The organism is Collinsella sp. OM07-12 (assembly GCF_003438275.1).
In the GTDB taxonomy this organism is placed as follows: Bacteria; Actinomycetota; Coriobacteriia; order Coriobacteriales; family Coriobacteriaceae; genus Collinsella.
The window spans coordinates 1-15,630 of record NZ_QSTQ01000010.1 but is presented as its reverse complement, the minus strand read 5'-3'; the positions used below and the strand labels follow the sequence as shown (position 1 = coordinate 15,630).

Annotated in this window: 12 protein-coding genes; 11 read left to right on the top strand and 1 reads right to left on the bottom strand. The window is 61.3% G+C overall.

Features of this window, described 5'->3' with window-relative positions; genetic code table 11:
- Nucleotides 1-124 precede the first annotated feature (124 nt).
- The 5 genes from carA (at nucleotide 125) to DXB98_RS04915 (ending at nucleotide 7,779) form a co-directional block, all read left to right on the top strand.
- Complete coding sequence (gene carA, locus DXB98_RS04935) at nucleotides 125-1,630, top strand: glutamine-hydrolyzing carbamoyl-phosphate synthase small subunit (protein ID WP_233505095.1); 1,506 nt, start codon at nucleotides 125-127, stop codon at nucleotides 1,628-1,630.
- 98 nt (nucleotides 1,631-1,728) lie between these two features.
- Nucleotides 1,729-5,043: a carbamoyl-phosphate synthase large subunit gene (gene carB / locus DXB98_RS04930; RefSeq protein ID WP_117743349.1), complete on the top strand. Its 3,315-nt coding sequence runs from the start codon at nucleotides 1,729-1,731 to the stop codon at nucleotides 5,041-5,043.
- Between the two features lie 738 nt (nucleotides 5,044-5,781).
- The gene (purE, locus tag DXB98_RS04925; protein ID WP_006235810.1) at nucleotides 5,782-6,246 is read left to right on the top strand and encodes a 5-(carboxyamino)imidazole ribonucleotide mutase; all 465 of its coding nucleotides are present in this window, start codon (nucleotides 5,782-5,784) and stop codon (nucleotides 6,244-6,246) included.
- A gap of 35 nt (nucleotides 6,247-6,281) precedes the next feature.
- The gene (locus tag DXB98_RS04920) at nucleotides 6,282-7,277 is read left to right on the top strand and encodes a class B sortase (RefSeq protein ID WP_117743348.1); all 996 of its coding nucleotides are present in this window, start codon (nucleotides 6,282-6,284) and stop codon (nucleotides 7,275-7,277) included.
- Between the two features lie 85 nt (nucleotides 7,278-7,362).
- A complete protein-coding gene (locus DXB98_RS04915) occupies nucleotides 7,363-7,779 on the top strand; it encodes a molybdenum cofactor biosynthesis protein MoaE (RefSeq protein ID WP_233505094.1) in 417 nt (138 codons plus the stop codon).
- Between the two features lie 90 nt (nucleotides 7,780-7,869).
- Here DXB98_RS04915 and DXB98_RS04910 read toward each other — a convergent pair whose 3' ends face one another.
- A complete protein-coding gene (locus tag DXB98_RS04910) occupies nucleotides 7,870-9,099 on the bottom strand; it encodes a putative ABC transporter permease (RefSeq protein WP_117743346.1) in 1,230 nt (409 codons plus the stop codon).
- 285 nt (nucleotides 9,100-9,384) lie between these two features.
- Here DXB98_RS04910 and DXB98_RS04905 point away from each other — a divergent pair, with 285 nt between their 5' ends.
- From DXB98_RS04905 to DXB98_RS04880, 6 genes are all read left to right on the top strand, one after another.
- Nucleotides 9,385-11,055, top strand: coding sequence for an amidophosphoribosyltransferase (locus DXB98_RS04905; RefSeq protein WP_117743345.1), 1,671 nt, complete (start codon nucleotides 9,385-9,387; stop codon nucleotides 11,053-11,055).
- Nucleotides 11,056-11,212: 157 nt separating this feature from the next.
- Nucleotides 11,213-12,316 (top strand): phosphoribosylformylglycinamidine cyclo-ligase, encoded by a 1,104-nt coding sequence (gene purM, locus DXB98_RS04900; RefSeq protein WP_117743344.1) that lies wholly within the window; start codon nucleotides 11,213-11,215, stop codon nucleotides 12,314-12,316.
- The gene (gene purN / locus DXB98_RS04895) at nucleotides 12,306-13,007 is read left to right on the top strand and encodes a phosphoribosylglycinamide formyltransferase (protein WP_117743343.1); all 702 of its coding nucleotides are present in this window, start codon (nucleotides 12,306-12,308) and stop codon (nucleotides 13,005-13,007) included. The genes purM and purN overlap by 11 nt, the downstream gene beginning before the upstream one ends.
- Before the next feature lie 152 nt (nucleotides 13,008-13,159).
- Nucleotides 13,160-13,624, top strand: a complete 465-nt coding sequence (locus tag DXB98_RS04890; RefSeq protein ID WP_117743342.1) for a PTS sugar transporter subunit IIA — start codon at nucleotides 13,160-13,162, stop codon at nucleotides 13,622-13,624.
- Nucleotides 13,625-13,759: 135 nt separating this feature from the next.
- Complete coding sequence (locus tag DXB98_RS04885; protein WP_117743341.1) at nucleotides 13,760-14,980, top strand: peptidylprolyl isomerase; 1,221 nt, start codon at nucleotides 13,760-13,762, stop codon at nucleotides 14,978-14,980.
- 54 nt (nucleotides 14,981-15,034) lie between these two features.
- Nucleotides 15,035-15,478, top strand: coding sequence for a GatB/YqeY domain-containing protein (locus tag DXB98_RS04880; RefSeq protein WP_117743340.1), 444 nt, complete (start codon nucleotides 15,035-15,037; stop codon nucleotides 15,476-15,478).
- Nucleotides 15,479-15,630 lie beyond the last annotated feature (152 nt).

Here is a 15,630-nt window from a genome sequence, read left to right as displayed (position 1 = left end):
TCATAATTATCATTTTGTAAACAATTCTATGAAATTAACGCCATAAGTGATGCTTGCGGTTAGAATACCTCGAGGCCTAACTACACACCTTTAAGCCGGTCCTGTGAGACCGGGAAGGAGAACTATGGCGAACAACCATACCGCGGGCGCTGCCGCCCGCACCTTCGCGCCCAGCGAGCTTTGCCAGCGTATGCTGGACAAAACCAGCAAGGGCACCTGCGGTCCCTGCATCCTGTTTCTTGAGGATGGGACCATTTTTTATGGACGTGCATGCGGCGCCGAGGGCACCGCGACCGGCGAAGTCTGCTTCAATACCTCGCTCGAGGGCTACTTTGAGGTTATGACCGACCCGAGTTATGCCGGCCAAATCGTAACCATGACCTATCCGCAGATCGGTAACTACGGTATCGACGAGACCGACGTCCAGTCGGCCTTCCCCGGCGACGCCGTGCGCCCTGCGGGCGCTCCGGCTATGCGTGGCATGATCGTCCGCGACATGTGTGCCACGCCTTCTAACTGGCGCTCGGCCGTCAGCGTGCCGGAATACCTGCGTGCCCACGGCATCGTCGCTATCGAGGGCGTCGACACCCGCGCTCTGGTGCGCCACCTGCGCGACAACGGCTCCAAGATGGGCATCATCTCGACCGAGGTCTTTGACGTCGACGAACTTGCCGAGCGTCTGGCCGCAGCGCCGACGCTGGTGGGCGAGAATCTGGTCAAGACCGTAAGCTGCCCTGAACCCCACGTCTTTGTCGCGAGCGATCTGCCTGCCACGCATGACTTTGCGCTTGCGGCTGCCGCTCCTGCCCGTCACAAAGTGGTCGCGTATGACTGCGGTGTGAAGCGCGGCATCCTGGAGGGCCTCGTCCGCGCCGGCTGCGACCTTACCGTCGTGCCGTGGGATACGCCTGCCCAGCAGGTGCTCGACATGAATCCCGACGGTGTCTTTTTGTCCAATGGCCCCGGCGACCCCGACGCCGTGGTGGAGACCTATGAGCAGGTACAGCAGCTGATCGGCAAGGTGCCGGTCTTTGGCATTTGCCTGGGTCATCAGATGATCAGCCTGGCCTGCGGCGCCCAGATGGAAAAGCTTAAGTTCGGTCATCGCGGTGGCAACCAGCCGGTCATTAACCTGGTAAGCCGTCGCGTGGAGATCACCGCGCAAAATCATGGCTTTGGCCTGCTGTTCCCCAGCTTGGGCAAGCTTGTCCCCGAGCTTTCCGGCGGCGAGACCGAGCATGCGGCCGATGGAGATCTGCGCGTCTGGGTGCGCCGCGGCATCGCGCCGGTCGTGATGAACGAGCGCTTTGGCCGCATTCGCCTGACGCATGTGAACCTTAACGACGGCACCGCCGAGGGCATCCAGCTGCTCGACGCCCCGTGCTTCTCGGTCCAGTACCACCCCGAGGCCTCGCCTGGCCCCACCGATGCCCACTATCTCTTTACCGCCTTTACGCGACTCATGGACGGCGAGGAGAACTACCTGGACATCGACACCGCGAAGGACCGCCTGACTGGCTGGAATTTCGCCGACGATGGTTCCGCCGTTCTGCCGAACGGCGGACCGATCGACGCTGCGGCTGCATCTGGCACACCATCTTGCCGTTCTGCTTCGGACGCGCGGGCATAAGCCCAGCGCGCCCTCGCATCACGGCAACCTGATGCACCAGCTGCACCCTCGCTGACTTTTCCAAAACATTGAGTCAGCCTCTCTAGGAGGTTTTAAACATGCCGAAACGTACTGACATCAAGCGTATCCTCGTTATTGGTTCGGGTCCCATCGTCATTGGCCAGGCCTGCGAGTTCGACTACTCCGGCGCCCAAGCCTGCAAGGTGCTCAAGGAGGATGGCTTTGAGGTCATCCTGGTCAACTCCAACCCGGCGACTATCATGACCGACCCGGGTCTTGCCGACCGCACCTATGTCGAGCCCATCACCGCCGAGTTTATCGAGCGCGTGATCAAGAAAGAGCGCCCGGACGCGCTGCTGCCCACGCTGGGCGGCCAGACCGGTCTGAACGCCGCCGTCGAGCTGGCGAAAGACGGCACGCTGGACAAGTACGGCGTCGAGATGATCGGTTGCGACCTTGCCGCCATCGAGCGCGGCGAGGACCGCAAACTCTTTAACGAGGCCATGGCCGAGATTGGCCTGGAGGTCGCGCGCTCGGGCTATGCCTACAGCGTGGCTGACGCCGAGGCTATCGCCGAGCGCGTGGGATATCCTTGCGTGCTGCGTCCGAGCTTTACCCTCGGTGGCGCCGGCGGCGGCATCGCGCATACCCACGAGGAGCTCGTCTCCATCGTGAGCCAGGGCCTTGAGCTCTCGCCTGCCCACGAGGTGCTGGTCGAGGAGTCCATCGAGGGTTGGAAAGAGTATGAGATGGAGGTCATGCGTGACCACGCCGGCAACGGCATCATCGTGTGCTCTATCGAGAACCTCGACCCCATGGGTGTGCACACCGGCGACTCCATTACCGTGGCGCCGGCGCAGACGCTCTCCGACCTTGAGTATCAGCGCATGCGTGTCGCCTCGCTCGCCATCTTGGAGAAGATCGGCGTCGAGACCGGCGGCTCCAACGTGCAGTTTGCCGTGAACCCCCAGACCGGCCGCCTGATCGTCATCGAGATGAACCCGCGCGTGAGCCGCTCGTCCGCACTGGCCTCCAAGGCCACGGGCTTTCCCATCGCCAAGGCCGCCGCGCGCCTGGCCGTTGGCTATACGCTCGACGAGATCGTCAACGACATTACCAAGGCAACGCCTGCCTGCTTTGAGCCCACGATTGACTACTGCGTGGTCAAGGTGCCGCGCTTTGCCTTCGAGAAGTTCAAGGGTACCGACCCCACGCTCACCACGCGCATGAAGGCCGTGGGCGAGATTATGGCGATCGGCCGCACCTTCGAGGAAGCCTTTGGCAAGGCCATGCGCTCGCTGGAGGATGGACACCAGGGTATTTGCGCCGGTGGCAAGGAGGGTGCCGATAAGCTGAGCGACAATGAGCTCGCCCAAGCCGTGGCAACCCCGACCGAGCACCGCATCTTCTTTGTGGTCGAGGCCCTGCGCCGCGGCTGGGACATCGCCCAGATCCATGCCATCTGCGGCATCGATCCGTGGTACCTCAACCGCATCAACGACATGGTGCAGGTCCAGGAGAGCATCCGCGGCCTGCGTGTGGAGGACATTGACGCCGACGCGATGCGCCTGCTCAAGCAGTATGGCACGAGTGATGCCGAGATTGCCGCGCTGACCGGCTCGGACGAGCGCTTTGTGCGCGCCTACCGCAAGGGTCTGGGCGTGGTTCCCAGCATGAAGACGGTCGATACCTGCGCTGCGGAGTTCTCGAGCGCCACGGAGTACCACTACAAGACGTACGAGAACATCTATCGCACGAGCCCGGATGCCAAGAAGTGCGTTGCCCCCGACGAGACCACGCCGGCGGACAAGCCCAAGGCGATGATCCTGGGCGCCGGCCCCAACCGTATTGGTCAGGGTATCGAGTTTGACTACTGCTGCGTGCATGCGAGCTATGCGCTGGCGGCTCGCGGTTTTGAGACCATCATGGTCAACTGCAATCCCGAGACTGTCTCGACCGACTACGACACGTCCGACCGCCTGTACTTTGAGCCGCTCACCTACGAGGACGTCATGGACGTCATTGATGTTGAGCGTCCCGACGGCGTCGTGGTGACGCTCGGCGGTCAGACTCCGCTTAAGCTGGCGCGCATGCTCGAGGAGAGCGGCGTGAACATCATGGGCACCAAGCCCGATGCCATCGACTTTGCCGAGGACCGCGAGCGTTTTGCCGCCCTACTCGACAAGCTGGGCATTATGTACCCGCCGGCGGGCCAGGCAACCTCGTTTGAGGAGGCCGAGGCCGTGGCCGCGCACATCGGCTACCCGCTGCTGGTGCGTCCGAGCTACGTGCTGGGCGGCCGCGGCATGATGATCGCCTACGATGCCGAGCATCTGCGCGATTACATGGCCGAGGCCGCGCGCATTAGCCCCGACTACCCGGTGTATCTGGATCGCTTCCTGGAGGGTGCGATCGAGTCCGATGTCGACGCCCTGTGCGACGGCGAGGAGGTCTACATCGGCGGTATCCTGGAGCATATCGAGGAGGCCGGTATCCACTCCGGCGACTCCGCGACGTGCATTCCGCCGTTTAGCTTTAGCGAGAGCCTGCAGGCGAAGCTCCGCGAGACTACGCGCCGCATCGCGATGGCGCTGGGAGTCCGCGGTCTGGTCAACGTGCAGTATGCCATCAAGGGCGAGACCGTCTACGTGATCGAGGCTAACCCGCGTGCCAGCCGTACCGTGCCGTTCATTTCCAAGGCCACCGGCGTGCCGCTGGCCAAGTGCGCGGCGCGTATCATGGCGGGCGATTCCATCGCGAGCCTGGGCCTGCCGAGCGACGAGCGTCAGCTGGACTGGTTCTGCATGAAGGAAGCCGTTATGCCCTGGGGTCGTTTCCCGGGAGCCGACGTTATCCTGGGGCCCGAGATGAAGTCGACGGGCGAGGTCATGGGTATCGCCAAGAGCTATCCCGAGGCATATGCCAAGACGCAGCTGGCGATTGACTACAAGCTGCCCGACCCGAGCTGCGGCAAGGTGTTCATTAGCGTGTGCGACCGCGACAAGCGCCACATCCTTTCGGTCGCCCGTATCCTGCGCTACCTTGGCTTTGATATCTGCTCTACCGAGGGTACGGCGCGCGTGCTGCGCGGCGGCAATGTGACGTGCGAAATCGTGGAAAAGATCAGCGGCCCGCATGACGGCGAGCGTCCCAATATCGGCGACCTTATCGCCGATGGCAAGATTGCGGTGATCATCAACACGCCGTACGGCCCGGGTTCGCGTGGCGACGGCTATCTGTTGCGTACCGAGGCGGTGCGCCGCGGCGTGACCTGCGTGACCGCGATGTCCGCTGCCAACACATACGTGAGTGCCATCGAGGCGGTGCGCGAGGACCAGCAGGGTCACGGCAGCGCCAACGACATGGGTATGGACGTCATCGCCCTGCAGGACCTGCCGCAGTACACGATGTAGTGTGACCTGGTCGGCCGGGGCGGCAGCCGGACACTTTCTCTCGGAAACTGGGCTTCGCGAAGTTTTCCGAGAGAAAGGTCCGCCTTCCCGCCCCGGCACACGGTGACTCGGCTGCACCGTGTGCTGCCGAAGGGGCTTTGCGCGATGACTAGGGCTGAAAAAGAAAGTGAGTGTGGGCGCCGTCGTTCGTTTGAACGACGGCGCCCACGTTTTGTATGGGGTCTCCTGGCGAATTTTGATTCGCCAGGAGGCCTTTTGCCGGGGGGGGTGAAACATACCTTGGACAGTTGGTTCAGATACGTATTTTTCAGAGGGTGTGTAAAGGCCGACCTGAGTCCGATTGGGCTGAATTTGACTTTCCGAACCGGTGGAGACGCTCAAATAAGGGCGACAGAGGTCATTATGGGGCTCAAAGTGACTTCAAATCACCCTAGTAGCGCCAAGAGGCACGCCCAAAAAATACGTATCTGAACTAACTTTCCACTACCCTCCGCAAACCTTTCATTCCAACCCAAATTAGCCAACGTACGTCATAGCAATCCCCGGTAGGTCCCCGGGTGCCCCGCGGCGGGCCGGGTTTATTATCGGAGCGATTTTGCGAAGCAAGGGGAGCGAAGATAAAAACCCGGCCCGCCGCGGGGCACCCGGGGACCGCAGGGACGGGAGCAGCTATACTACTCTCAGTAGTTAAGGGTCGCGGATCGCCGCGTCACCGCTCTCAACAGGAGGTCTTTGTTTATGGCAGATCAGAAGCCGGTTGTCGGGATCATCATGGGCTCCAAGTCCGATCTGGGCGTTATGGAAGGCTGTACCGCCGAGCTCGAGGCGCTCGGTGTGCCCTATGAGCTCGTCATTGCGAGCGCGCACCGCACGCCGGCGAAGGTCCACGAGTGGGCTTCGACTGCTGCCGACCGCGGCATCAAGGTGATTATTGCTGCTGCCGGCAAGGCTGCTCACCTGGGTGGTGTCGTGGCTGCGTTTACGCCGCTGCCGGTCATCGGCGTGCCTATGAAGACGAGTGACCTGGGCGGCATGGATTCGCTGCTGTCGATGGTGCAGATGCCTTCGGGCGTGCCCGTGGCCTGCGTTGCCATCAACGGTGCCAAGAACGCCGCCATTTACGCCACGCAGATTCTGGGCGCATGCGACCCCGAGTACCGCAAGGTTATCGAGAAGATGAAGCAGGAGATGGCCGACGCCTAGGCGTTCCGCCGTTTCACCGCAGTATAAGGAGAGCCATGTCCGACTATCAGGGAAAACGATTCAAGGTTCCTCAGATTCCCGATCCGTCGAAGCCGGGTGCTGCCCATGGGGCACAGCAGGGTCGGACATCCTCTCCTCAGCAGCCGCGCGCGCCGCGCCCCGTGACGCCGGCGACGCATCGTCGACAGGACGCGCCGGCCGCATATCGACCTTCATCTTATAGCACCGCTAAGAAGCCGCCCCTGTCTTCATCGCATGCCGCGCCGTCGGATTACACCGAGCCGCCGCGCAAGAAACGCCGGTCCGTCATTCCCATTCTGCTCATCATTATCGGTATCGGTCTGATCGTTGCCGCTGCCGCCATCTTTATCAATGCGCAGATTGGCTACAAGCAGGCGAGCGAGTCGTATCAAAAGATCGAACGGCAGTATAGCGATAAGGACGCTAGCGGCGTGCCGATTATCGATTTCAATGCTCTTGCCCAGACAAATCCCGAGGTCGTCGGTTGGATTTACGTACCGGGCACCAACATTAACTATCCCGTAGTGCAGGCTACTGATAATTCCAAGTACCTCAACACGTTGTTCGATGGTACGTCCAACGCATCGGGTGCCATCTTCTTGGATTACGAGGACACTGCGCCCGGCATGGTGGATCAGCAGACTACGATCTATGGTCACCACATGAACGACGGATCGATGTTCAATGTGATCTCGGGCACGACCGATCAGGCGACGTTCGACAGCATAGAGTGCGTGTACTACATCACGCGCGACGCCACCTATAAGCTGCGTCCGCTGGCGACCAAGGTCGTTGAGGACACGTATGCCAAGGCGCGTACGCGCAATTTTGAGGGCGACGACGGGCTCAAGAACTATCTGTCCGAGATGCTCGACGGTGCCTCTGCCGTGGCGAGCGATGCGGGCGACCGCGCCGCCTCAGCAACCAAGGTCGTGACGCTCGTGACCTGTCGCTCGCTGTCGCTGAGCAACACGCGCGTCGTCATGGTGCTCGCGCCGGTCGAGGAGTAGATTATCCAGGGGTAGCTAAAGAGCCCCGTCCCAAATTAGCTAAATTGCCCTAGAGTAGCTAATTTGGGACGGTAAGGGAGAAATGATGCTCGAGAATGGCAAAACGATGCCTTCGGTTGATGCTTGGCTGCGTGAGGTTAAGGCCGATGCTTCGGCGGCTGGCTGCGGCATGTACCTGACACACAACGGTGTGGTGCGTGCGACGCCCAAGGCCGAGGTGCGCGGAGTCGAGACCGATGGCGTGGCGCCTGGGCATAAGGTGGGCGGCATGGTGTTCGGCTTCGATGCTCAGAAGGTGCAGGCTGCTATCGAGGCCACGCGCGCGATGCCTGGTATCGGCTATGTGCGCGTGTGGCTGGCAAGCGGCGAGCTTGCCGTGGGCGACGACATCATGCTCGTGCTCATTGGCGGAGACGTTCGTCCGCATGTGGTCGATGCGCTGCAGGCGCTCGTTGGCACCATCAAAAATGAGTGTGTGAGTGAGGTCGAGCGCGAGGCGTAGAGGCTTACGTCGATAGAAGGCTCGTTTATAAAAATGCCCGCCGGTACGTGTGATACCGGCGGGCATTTTGCGTTTTGGGCGCGGTGGACGCTACACGCGCGTCGCATCCTTGGGGCTCATGGTCATGCTCTGGAAACGATTTTCCATATACTCATTATCGAAGTACGTGCCGTAGAACTGCGCAACGGGAATATCGCTGACCGTGCCGTTGACGCGCTGGTACCAGTAATCGAGCGACTGCAGCGTCATGACGCCGTCGACCAGCATAATGATGGTGAAGATGACGGTAGCGGAGTAGCGGCTCTTCCACGGAATCATGTTGATGAGATTGAGCAGCCTCGGCAGCAGCAGCTTGATCCAGATGAGGCCACCCAGGCCCCACAGGCAGGCAAAGCCCGTGCAGGTGCGTCCGCCGGTAAGGACGGCGAGTGGGTCGGGCATGCCAAAGAGCTTCATGTGCGAGTAGTTCCACGAGACCACACCGAACGAGGTCTGCATAAACCAGCCCACGAACACCTCAAAGCTTGCGCCAAGTAGGGCACTCACCAAAAAGATAATGATGGGGTTCTTTTTGTAGAAGCGGTTGAGCACCATGGTCATGAGTACGGCGCCAAATCCGTAGATGGGGCTGAAGGGGCCAAACAGCATGCCGGCGCGGTTCTGGTAGACGCCCGGGTCGTCGACCGTCATATGCCAGATGTCCTCCAGGATCAGGCCGAGTACGCAGCAGACAAAGAATACCCAGAACAGGTTGAAGTAGTTGAGCTTGATGTAGCCTTCGCCGGTCTCATCGCGGCCGAGCATGCCCTCGGCGGCGGCGTCGCGATCGAGCATCTCCTGCAGGCGGCGCTGCAGCTCGCGCTCCTGACGAAGCGTGGGGTCGACGGTGGCCGAAAGCGCGACGAGGATGCCGAGCTGGATGGCGGGGCGCAGCAAGAACGGCCCGATACCCTGGAGCATCACGTCGACCAAAAGCTCAACGACGGTAAATGCGATAAGGATATAGGACAGGCGCGCGGCGTTGCGGCGCTGGTTTTTGATAAGGTCCAGGCCAAAGATGATCAGGATGACGGCACTTGCCGCAGAGAGCATGATGCCGGCGACGATGAGTCCAACCGCGACGAGCGTGTTGTCGCCGAGCTTGGCGGCGGTGTTGCCGGTGATGAGCGCGGTGATGACCTGCCACATAAAGGCGGCGACCGACGGGAGCGTGCCCACGCCGGACAGAATGCACAGGGCGGCGTACACCTTAATGATCAGGGGGATCTTCTTGACCTCGGTGGCGCTGGGGACGCTGGGGTCGAGTTCATTTCGATCCATACATAACCTTTCTCGCTTTGTTGCAGGTTATAAGGATACGCCGCCGACCTGCCAAAAGACAGGACAAACGACCCAATTGCAACTTTGTAATCCCCAACGGTGGACACGGCGGCCATCTGGGGGAGCGGGCGCTTGCGCTGGACAGACCGATAAAATGTTTGGCTACAAAACTGATTATTAGCTCGGTGGGCTTTTAAAAAGCGCTGTTCATGCGCGGGAGTGCTTGTCCTGCCGTGCGTATAATAAGGTGGGTAACGCCAAAATACGAGGCTCTGAGGGGATGCCATGTCTCAAGAAACCATCCGCGCGGCCGAGCGTGCCGCGGGACAGGTGAACACCATGTCGACGTATGATCCGGACTCCGACCAGCTGCATGAGGAATGTGGCATTTTCGGCGTATGGGCGCCCGATCGCGACGTGGCTCGACTGACGTACTTTGGCCTGCGTGCGCTGCAGCACCGTGGCCAGGAATCGGCGGGAATCGCCGTGGGTGACGGCGGCACGGTTATGGTCCGCAAGGATCTGGGCCTGCTCGACCGCGTGTTCTCCAACGCCGACCTGTCGACGCTCTCCGGCCAGCTGGCCGTGGGCCACGTGCGCTATGGCACCGCCGGTGCCAAGAGCTGGGAAGCCTCTCAGCCGCATCTTTCTACCATCAACAGCGTCATTATCGCGCTTGCTCACAACGGCACGCTGGTCAACACCGACGAGCTGCGCCGCCAGCTGATCGAGCTGGGCGTGCCGTTCCTCTCCAATTCGGATTCCGAGGTCGCGACCAAGCTCATCGGCTACTTTACTCAGCGTACAGGCCATCTGCGCGAGGGCATTCGTAAGACCATGGAACTCGTGCGCGGCGGCTACGCCATGACGCTCATCAATGAGCAGGCGCTCTATGCCTTCCGCGACCCGCACGGCATTCGCCCGCTGGTGCTGGGCAAGCTCGTGGACGAGGGCCTGGACCAAGCCGATGCCGCATCCGTTTCGCAGCTGCCGTCGCAAGACGACGCCGCGACGGTCGACGCCACCACCCATGTCACGCGCGCTGGCGGCTGGGTCGTTGCCTCGGAGACCTGTGCGCTCGACATCGTGGGTGCCGAGTACGTCCGTGATGTCCGCCCCGGTGAGATTTTGCGCATCAGCGCCGAGGGCCTGGTATCCGAGCAGGGCGTACCTGCAGCCGAAGAGCCTGCCAACTGCATCTTTGAGCAGGTCTACTTCGCCCGCCCCGACTCCATCATGAACGGCAAGAGCGTCTACGCCTGCCGCTACGACATGGGTCGCCAGCTGGCACACGAGGAGCCCGTCGAGGCTGATCTGGTCATCGGCGTGCCCGACTCCGGCCTGCCGCCCGCGGAGGGGTATTCGCACGAGAGCGGCATTCCCTTTGGCGAGGGCCTCATCAAGAATCGCTATGTGGGCCGTACGTTTATCGAGCCCACGCAGGAGCTGCGCGCCATGGGCGTGCGCATGAAGCTCAACCCGCTGCGCGACAACATCGAGGGCAAGCGCCTGGTCGTCATCGACGACTCCATCGTGCGCGGCACCACCATGGTGCAGCTCGTCAAGATGCTGCGTAACGCCGGCGCCAAGGAGATTCACATTCGCATCAACTCGCCCGAGGTCATTTGGCCGTGCTTCTACGGCATCGATACCGACGTGCAGTCGCAGCTCATCAGTGCCAACAAGACGGTCGATGAGATCTGCGAGTACATTGGCGCCGATTCGCTGGCCTTCCTTTCGGTCGAGGGCCTGCTGAAGGTCATGCCCAAGGGCGGCTATTGCGATGCATGCTTTACCGGCCGCTATCCCGTGGCGATTCCCGAGAGCTTTGGCCGCGACAAATTTATGGAGGGCTTTAAGCCCCGCAACCTGGACAAGCCGCTGCACTTTGACGACGACGCCGTGGTCGAGAAATACGACGACCGCAGCTGGGAAGAGGAACACGGCGAGGCCTAAAGCCTGCCAAAAAGGGACAGGTTTATTTTGGTAGGTTTTACCTGCTGTTTTGTTGATATGGCGGCGCGTGCTGTTATGGCGCGCGCCGAAATGAACGCAACTATGAGCACCGTTTGGCGCCCGCGCGGCGCCACGGTAATGGGAGAGGAAGGCTCAGATGAGCGACAGCAAGCATGTGACGTATGAGGATGCCGGCGTCGATACCGCCGAGGGCGGCCGCGCCGTCGACGCGATTAAGCAGATGGTCAAGGACACCAATCGCCCCGAGGTTATCGGCGGCATTGGCGGCTTCGGTGGCCTGTTCTCGGCTGCCGCGCTTAAGGATATGGAAGACCCGATCCTGATCAGCGGCACCGACGGCGTGGGCACCAAGCTCGTGCTCGCCCAGATCATGGACCGTCACGAGACGGTGGGCCAGGACCTGGTCGCTATGTGCGTCAACGACATTCTGGCTTCGGGCGCCGAGCCGCTGTTCTTCCTGGACTACGTTGCCATCGGTCACATCGAGGCCGAGCACATGGCAAAGATCATCAAGGGCGTGGCCGATGGCTGTAAGCTCGCGGGCTGCGCGCTTGTGGGCGGCGAGATGGCCGAGCACCCGGGCGTCATGGCCCCCGCCGATTACGACCTCGCCGGCTTTACCGTGGGTGTCGTCGACCGTCCCAAGATGCTCGACCCCGCAAACGTCCGCCCGGGCGATGTAATCCTGGGCCTGCCTTCCACCGGCGTGCACTCCAACGGCTACTCGCTCGTGCGCAAGGTCATCGGCGTCGACGGCATTAAGCCGGGCACGCCCGAGGCCGCCGCTAAGGCCGAGGAGCTGAGCCGTCCGCTCGAGGAGCTCGGCGGCGCATCGCTCGCTGACGCCCTGCTCGCTCCCACGCGCATCTACGTCAAGCCGATTCTTGAGCTGCTGCGCGGCGGCGCTCCGGTGCACGCGATTGCCCACATCACCGGCGGCGGTATTACCGAGAACCTCAACCGCGCGCTCGCCGACGACGTCGATGCCGTGGTCACCCGCAATGGCGCTGAGATGGGCTGGGACGTTCCGCCCGTCATCACCTACGTGTCGCGCCAAGCCGAGCTCGCGCCCGACGAGGCATGCAAGACCTTCAACATGGGCGTTGGCCTGTGCCTGATCGTCGCCCCCGAGGACGAGGCCGCGGTTACCGAGGCCCTGGTCGCGCTGGGCGAGAAGCCGTTCCGCGTAGGCGAGTGCGTCGAGGGTTCCGGTAAGGTCGTGTACTCCGATGAGCGCTAACGAGCAGATGGCTGCCGCCGAGGGCCTGGACTTTGTGCCCTATGCCCGTCCGACCGGCACCGATACGGACGAGCCGCTCAAGATCGGTGTGCTCATCAGCGGTTCGGGTACCAACCTGCAGGCGCTGATCGACCTGATCGCCGCTGGCAAGCTCAATGCTTCGATTGAGCTGGTGGTCTCGAGCCGTCCTTCGGCCAAGGGCCTGCAGCGTGCCGAGCGTGCGGGCATTCAGACGCTGACGCTTTCCAAGGATGTCTATGCCGACCCTATTGCCGCCGACGAGATCATTGCGCACGAGCTGCTCGAGCGCGGCTGCGAATATGTGGTCATGGCTGGCTACATGCGCATGGTCCGCACGCCCCTGCTGGCGGCGTTCCCCAACCGCGTGGTAAATCTGCATCCGGCGCTGCTGCCGAGCTTTACCGGCGCGCATGCGATCGACGATGCCTTTGCGCGCGGCGTCAAGGTGACCGGTGTGACCGTGCACTTTGCCAACGAGATCTACGACAACGGTCCCATCATCGCCCAGCGTGCGCTGGCTGTCGAGGAAGGCTGGGACGTCGACACGCTCGAGGAGCACATCCATGCCATTGAGCACGTCCTGTATCCCGAGGTGGTCCAGATGCTCGCCGACGGCCGCGTCCACGTGCTGGAGAGCGGCAAGGTCGCAATTGACGCGCCTCGCGGCTAGCGGCGCACAGTACAATTTATCCGAGTAGTCAGGGTGGTCATTGGCGCCAAGGCGCGCGTGGCCACCTTTTGTTTTAGGTAGTCACCTGCGACGTTCTTGAATGACTAGTCGTTTAAGAACGTCGCAGGTGACTAGGTGAGAGAGGTGAGCGCATGGCGGATAACGAAGCGCTGTTTACGCCTGAGCTGGTGTTTTTTGATTGGGAGTGCGCGACGCCGGATGAGGTGTTTGCGCGGCTCGAGGACGAGCTTGCGCCTCGCGGCTACACTGCGCCCGGTTGGCTCGATGCCGTCCGCATGCGCGAGGATGCCTATCCCACGGGTCTTGCCATGCCGGCGGCAAATATCGCCATTCCACATACCGATCCGGGGTTTGTAGCCAAGCCCTATATCGCGGTGGTAAAGCCCGCCGCGCCCGTGACATTTAACGCTATGGCTGGCATGGGCGCTCCGGTGCCGGCGCAGATCGTCATCAATCTGGGCATCGCCGAGCCGGGCGGTCAGGTCGAGGCCCTGCAGGCGCTCATGAACATCTTTATGGACGCGGATGTCGCGGCCGATGTGCTCGGCCAGACCACACCTCAAGGCATGGTCGACGCCATCCGCCGCCACTTTTAAAGCCGGCACTTGGGGACAGTCCCTAACTGCCGGCAGAAAAGGAACGTCCCCAAGTGCCAGGGTTGCCCCCTTTGTCGCGGGGGCCGCGTTGTGACACAATGGCGTTTGTTCGATTCGTGATGCGAAAGGCCAAACATGGCAAATAAGAAAAAGAACTCCGAGGCCGCGCCGACGCCCGAGCAGCAGGCTCGCGCTGCCTCCAACTCTCGTAAGAAGCAGCGCAAGACGTACGTGTCTAAGACCGTCAAGATCGTTCTGGTGGTCATCGGTGTGTTGGCGATGCTGCTTTCCGTCTCGGCCATGGCGTGCTCCGGCCTTATGTCGCAAGCAGAGGATACCTCGGGCTACAAGCTTACCGGCGGTGTGGCTGCCACTATCAACGGCACCAACCTCACCGAGGACACCGTGACCAAGCAGATCATGAGCATGCGCACGTCCTACGGCTACACCAAGGACAAGGACTGGGCGCAGTATCTGGTCGACAACGACCTCACGCCCAAGAAGTACCGCAAGCAACTCATCGACTCCTACACGCAGCAGATTCTGCTTCAACAGGCACAGAAGGAGAACGGCGTGACGGTGTCGGACGAGGAGGTCGAGAAGGCTTGGAAGGACGCGTGCAAGAGCGCGGGCGGTGCCAAGGCCTTTAAGAAGACCCTTAAGACCTACGGCTACACCGAGGACACCTATAAGAGCTCGCTCAAGGAGAGCCTGGCGCAGCAAAAGCTCAAAGATGCCGTGGCGCCCACCAGCAAGCCCAAGGACAGCGAGATCGTCGATTACATCAACGAGAATCTGTCGAACTACAACGATGCCCGCCGCTCGTCGAACATCCTGATCAAGGTCGATTCCGACGCATCCGACGAGGACAAGGCTGCCGCCAAGGCTAAGGCGCAGGAGTGCCTGGACAAGATCAACTCCGGCGAGCTGAGCTTTGAAGACGCCGTGAAGCAGTATTCCGACGACACCGGCTCCAAGGAGAAGAAGGGTGACGTGGGCTGGGACAAGCTCACCACCTTCGTCGACAGCTACCAGGCGGCACTCGAGGGGCTCAACAAGGGCGATGTGAGCGACGTGGTCGAGTCGACGTACGGCTATCACATCATCAAGTGCACCGACTACTTCCATGTCGATAATCAGGTCGATGACATCAACCAGGTGCCCAAGGCCATCAAAAAGTACGTCTCCAACGTGGTGAAGACGCAGGCAGAGAGCACTGCGTATAGCGAGTGGTTGGAGCAGTACAAGAAGGATGCCGACATTACCGTTAACCCCATGCCCAAGGACGTGCCGTACAACGTCAGCCTGAAGGGCGTCACCAAGAGTTCGACCGACGATTCGTCGACGACTGAGTAATCATGGGGCGGCGCTCGTGTGAGTGCCGCCCGCACTATTGAGGAGGGTTTGCAGATGACCAACGAAGAGCTGCAGAAGGAAATGATTGCGGCCATGAAGGCCAAGGACAGGGTTCGCCTGTCTATCATTCGCCAGGTTAAGGCTGAGGTGAAGAACATCGAGGTCAATGAGCGCCGCGACGTGACCGAGGAAGACGTCAACAGCATGATCAAACGTCTGATCAAGCAGACAAGCGAGACGCTGGAGATGTCTATCAAGGCCGGCACCGACCAAGAGCGTACCGACAACCTGACCGAGCAGGTCAAGATTCTGGAGAGCCTGCTGCCCGCGCAGGTTTCGGGCGAGGAACTCGAGGCCCTGATCGAGCAGGTCATCGCCGAGCTGGGCGCCACGTCCAAGAAGCAGATGGGCCAGGTCATGGGTGCACTCGGCAAGGCCACCGGCGGCAACTTCGACAAGCCTGCGGCGGCAAAGATCGTCGGAGCCAAATTGGCGTAATTTGTTACGCGGTTTTACCAAACCGCGTAACGGCTCGACGCTGCAAACCCACACACACGGCAATCTGACGTTCAATTTCAAGGGCGCGACCATAAGGTCTGCGCCCTTTCATTCAAGACTTTAGTCTGCTGGCCGCGCAGCGGCCAGCTTTA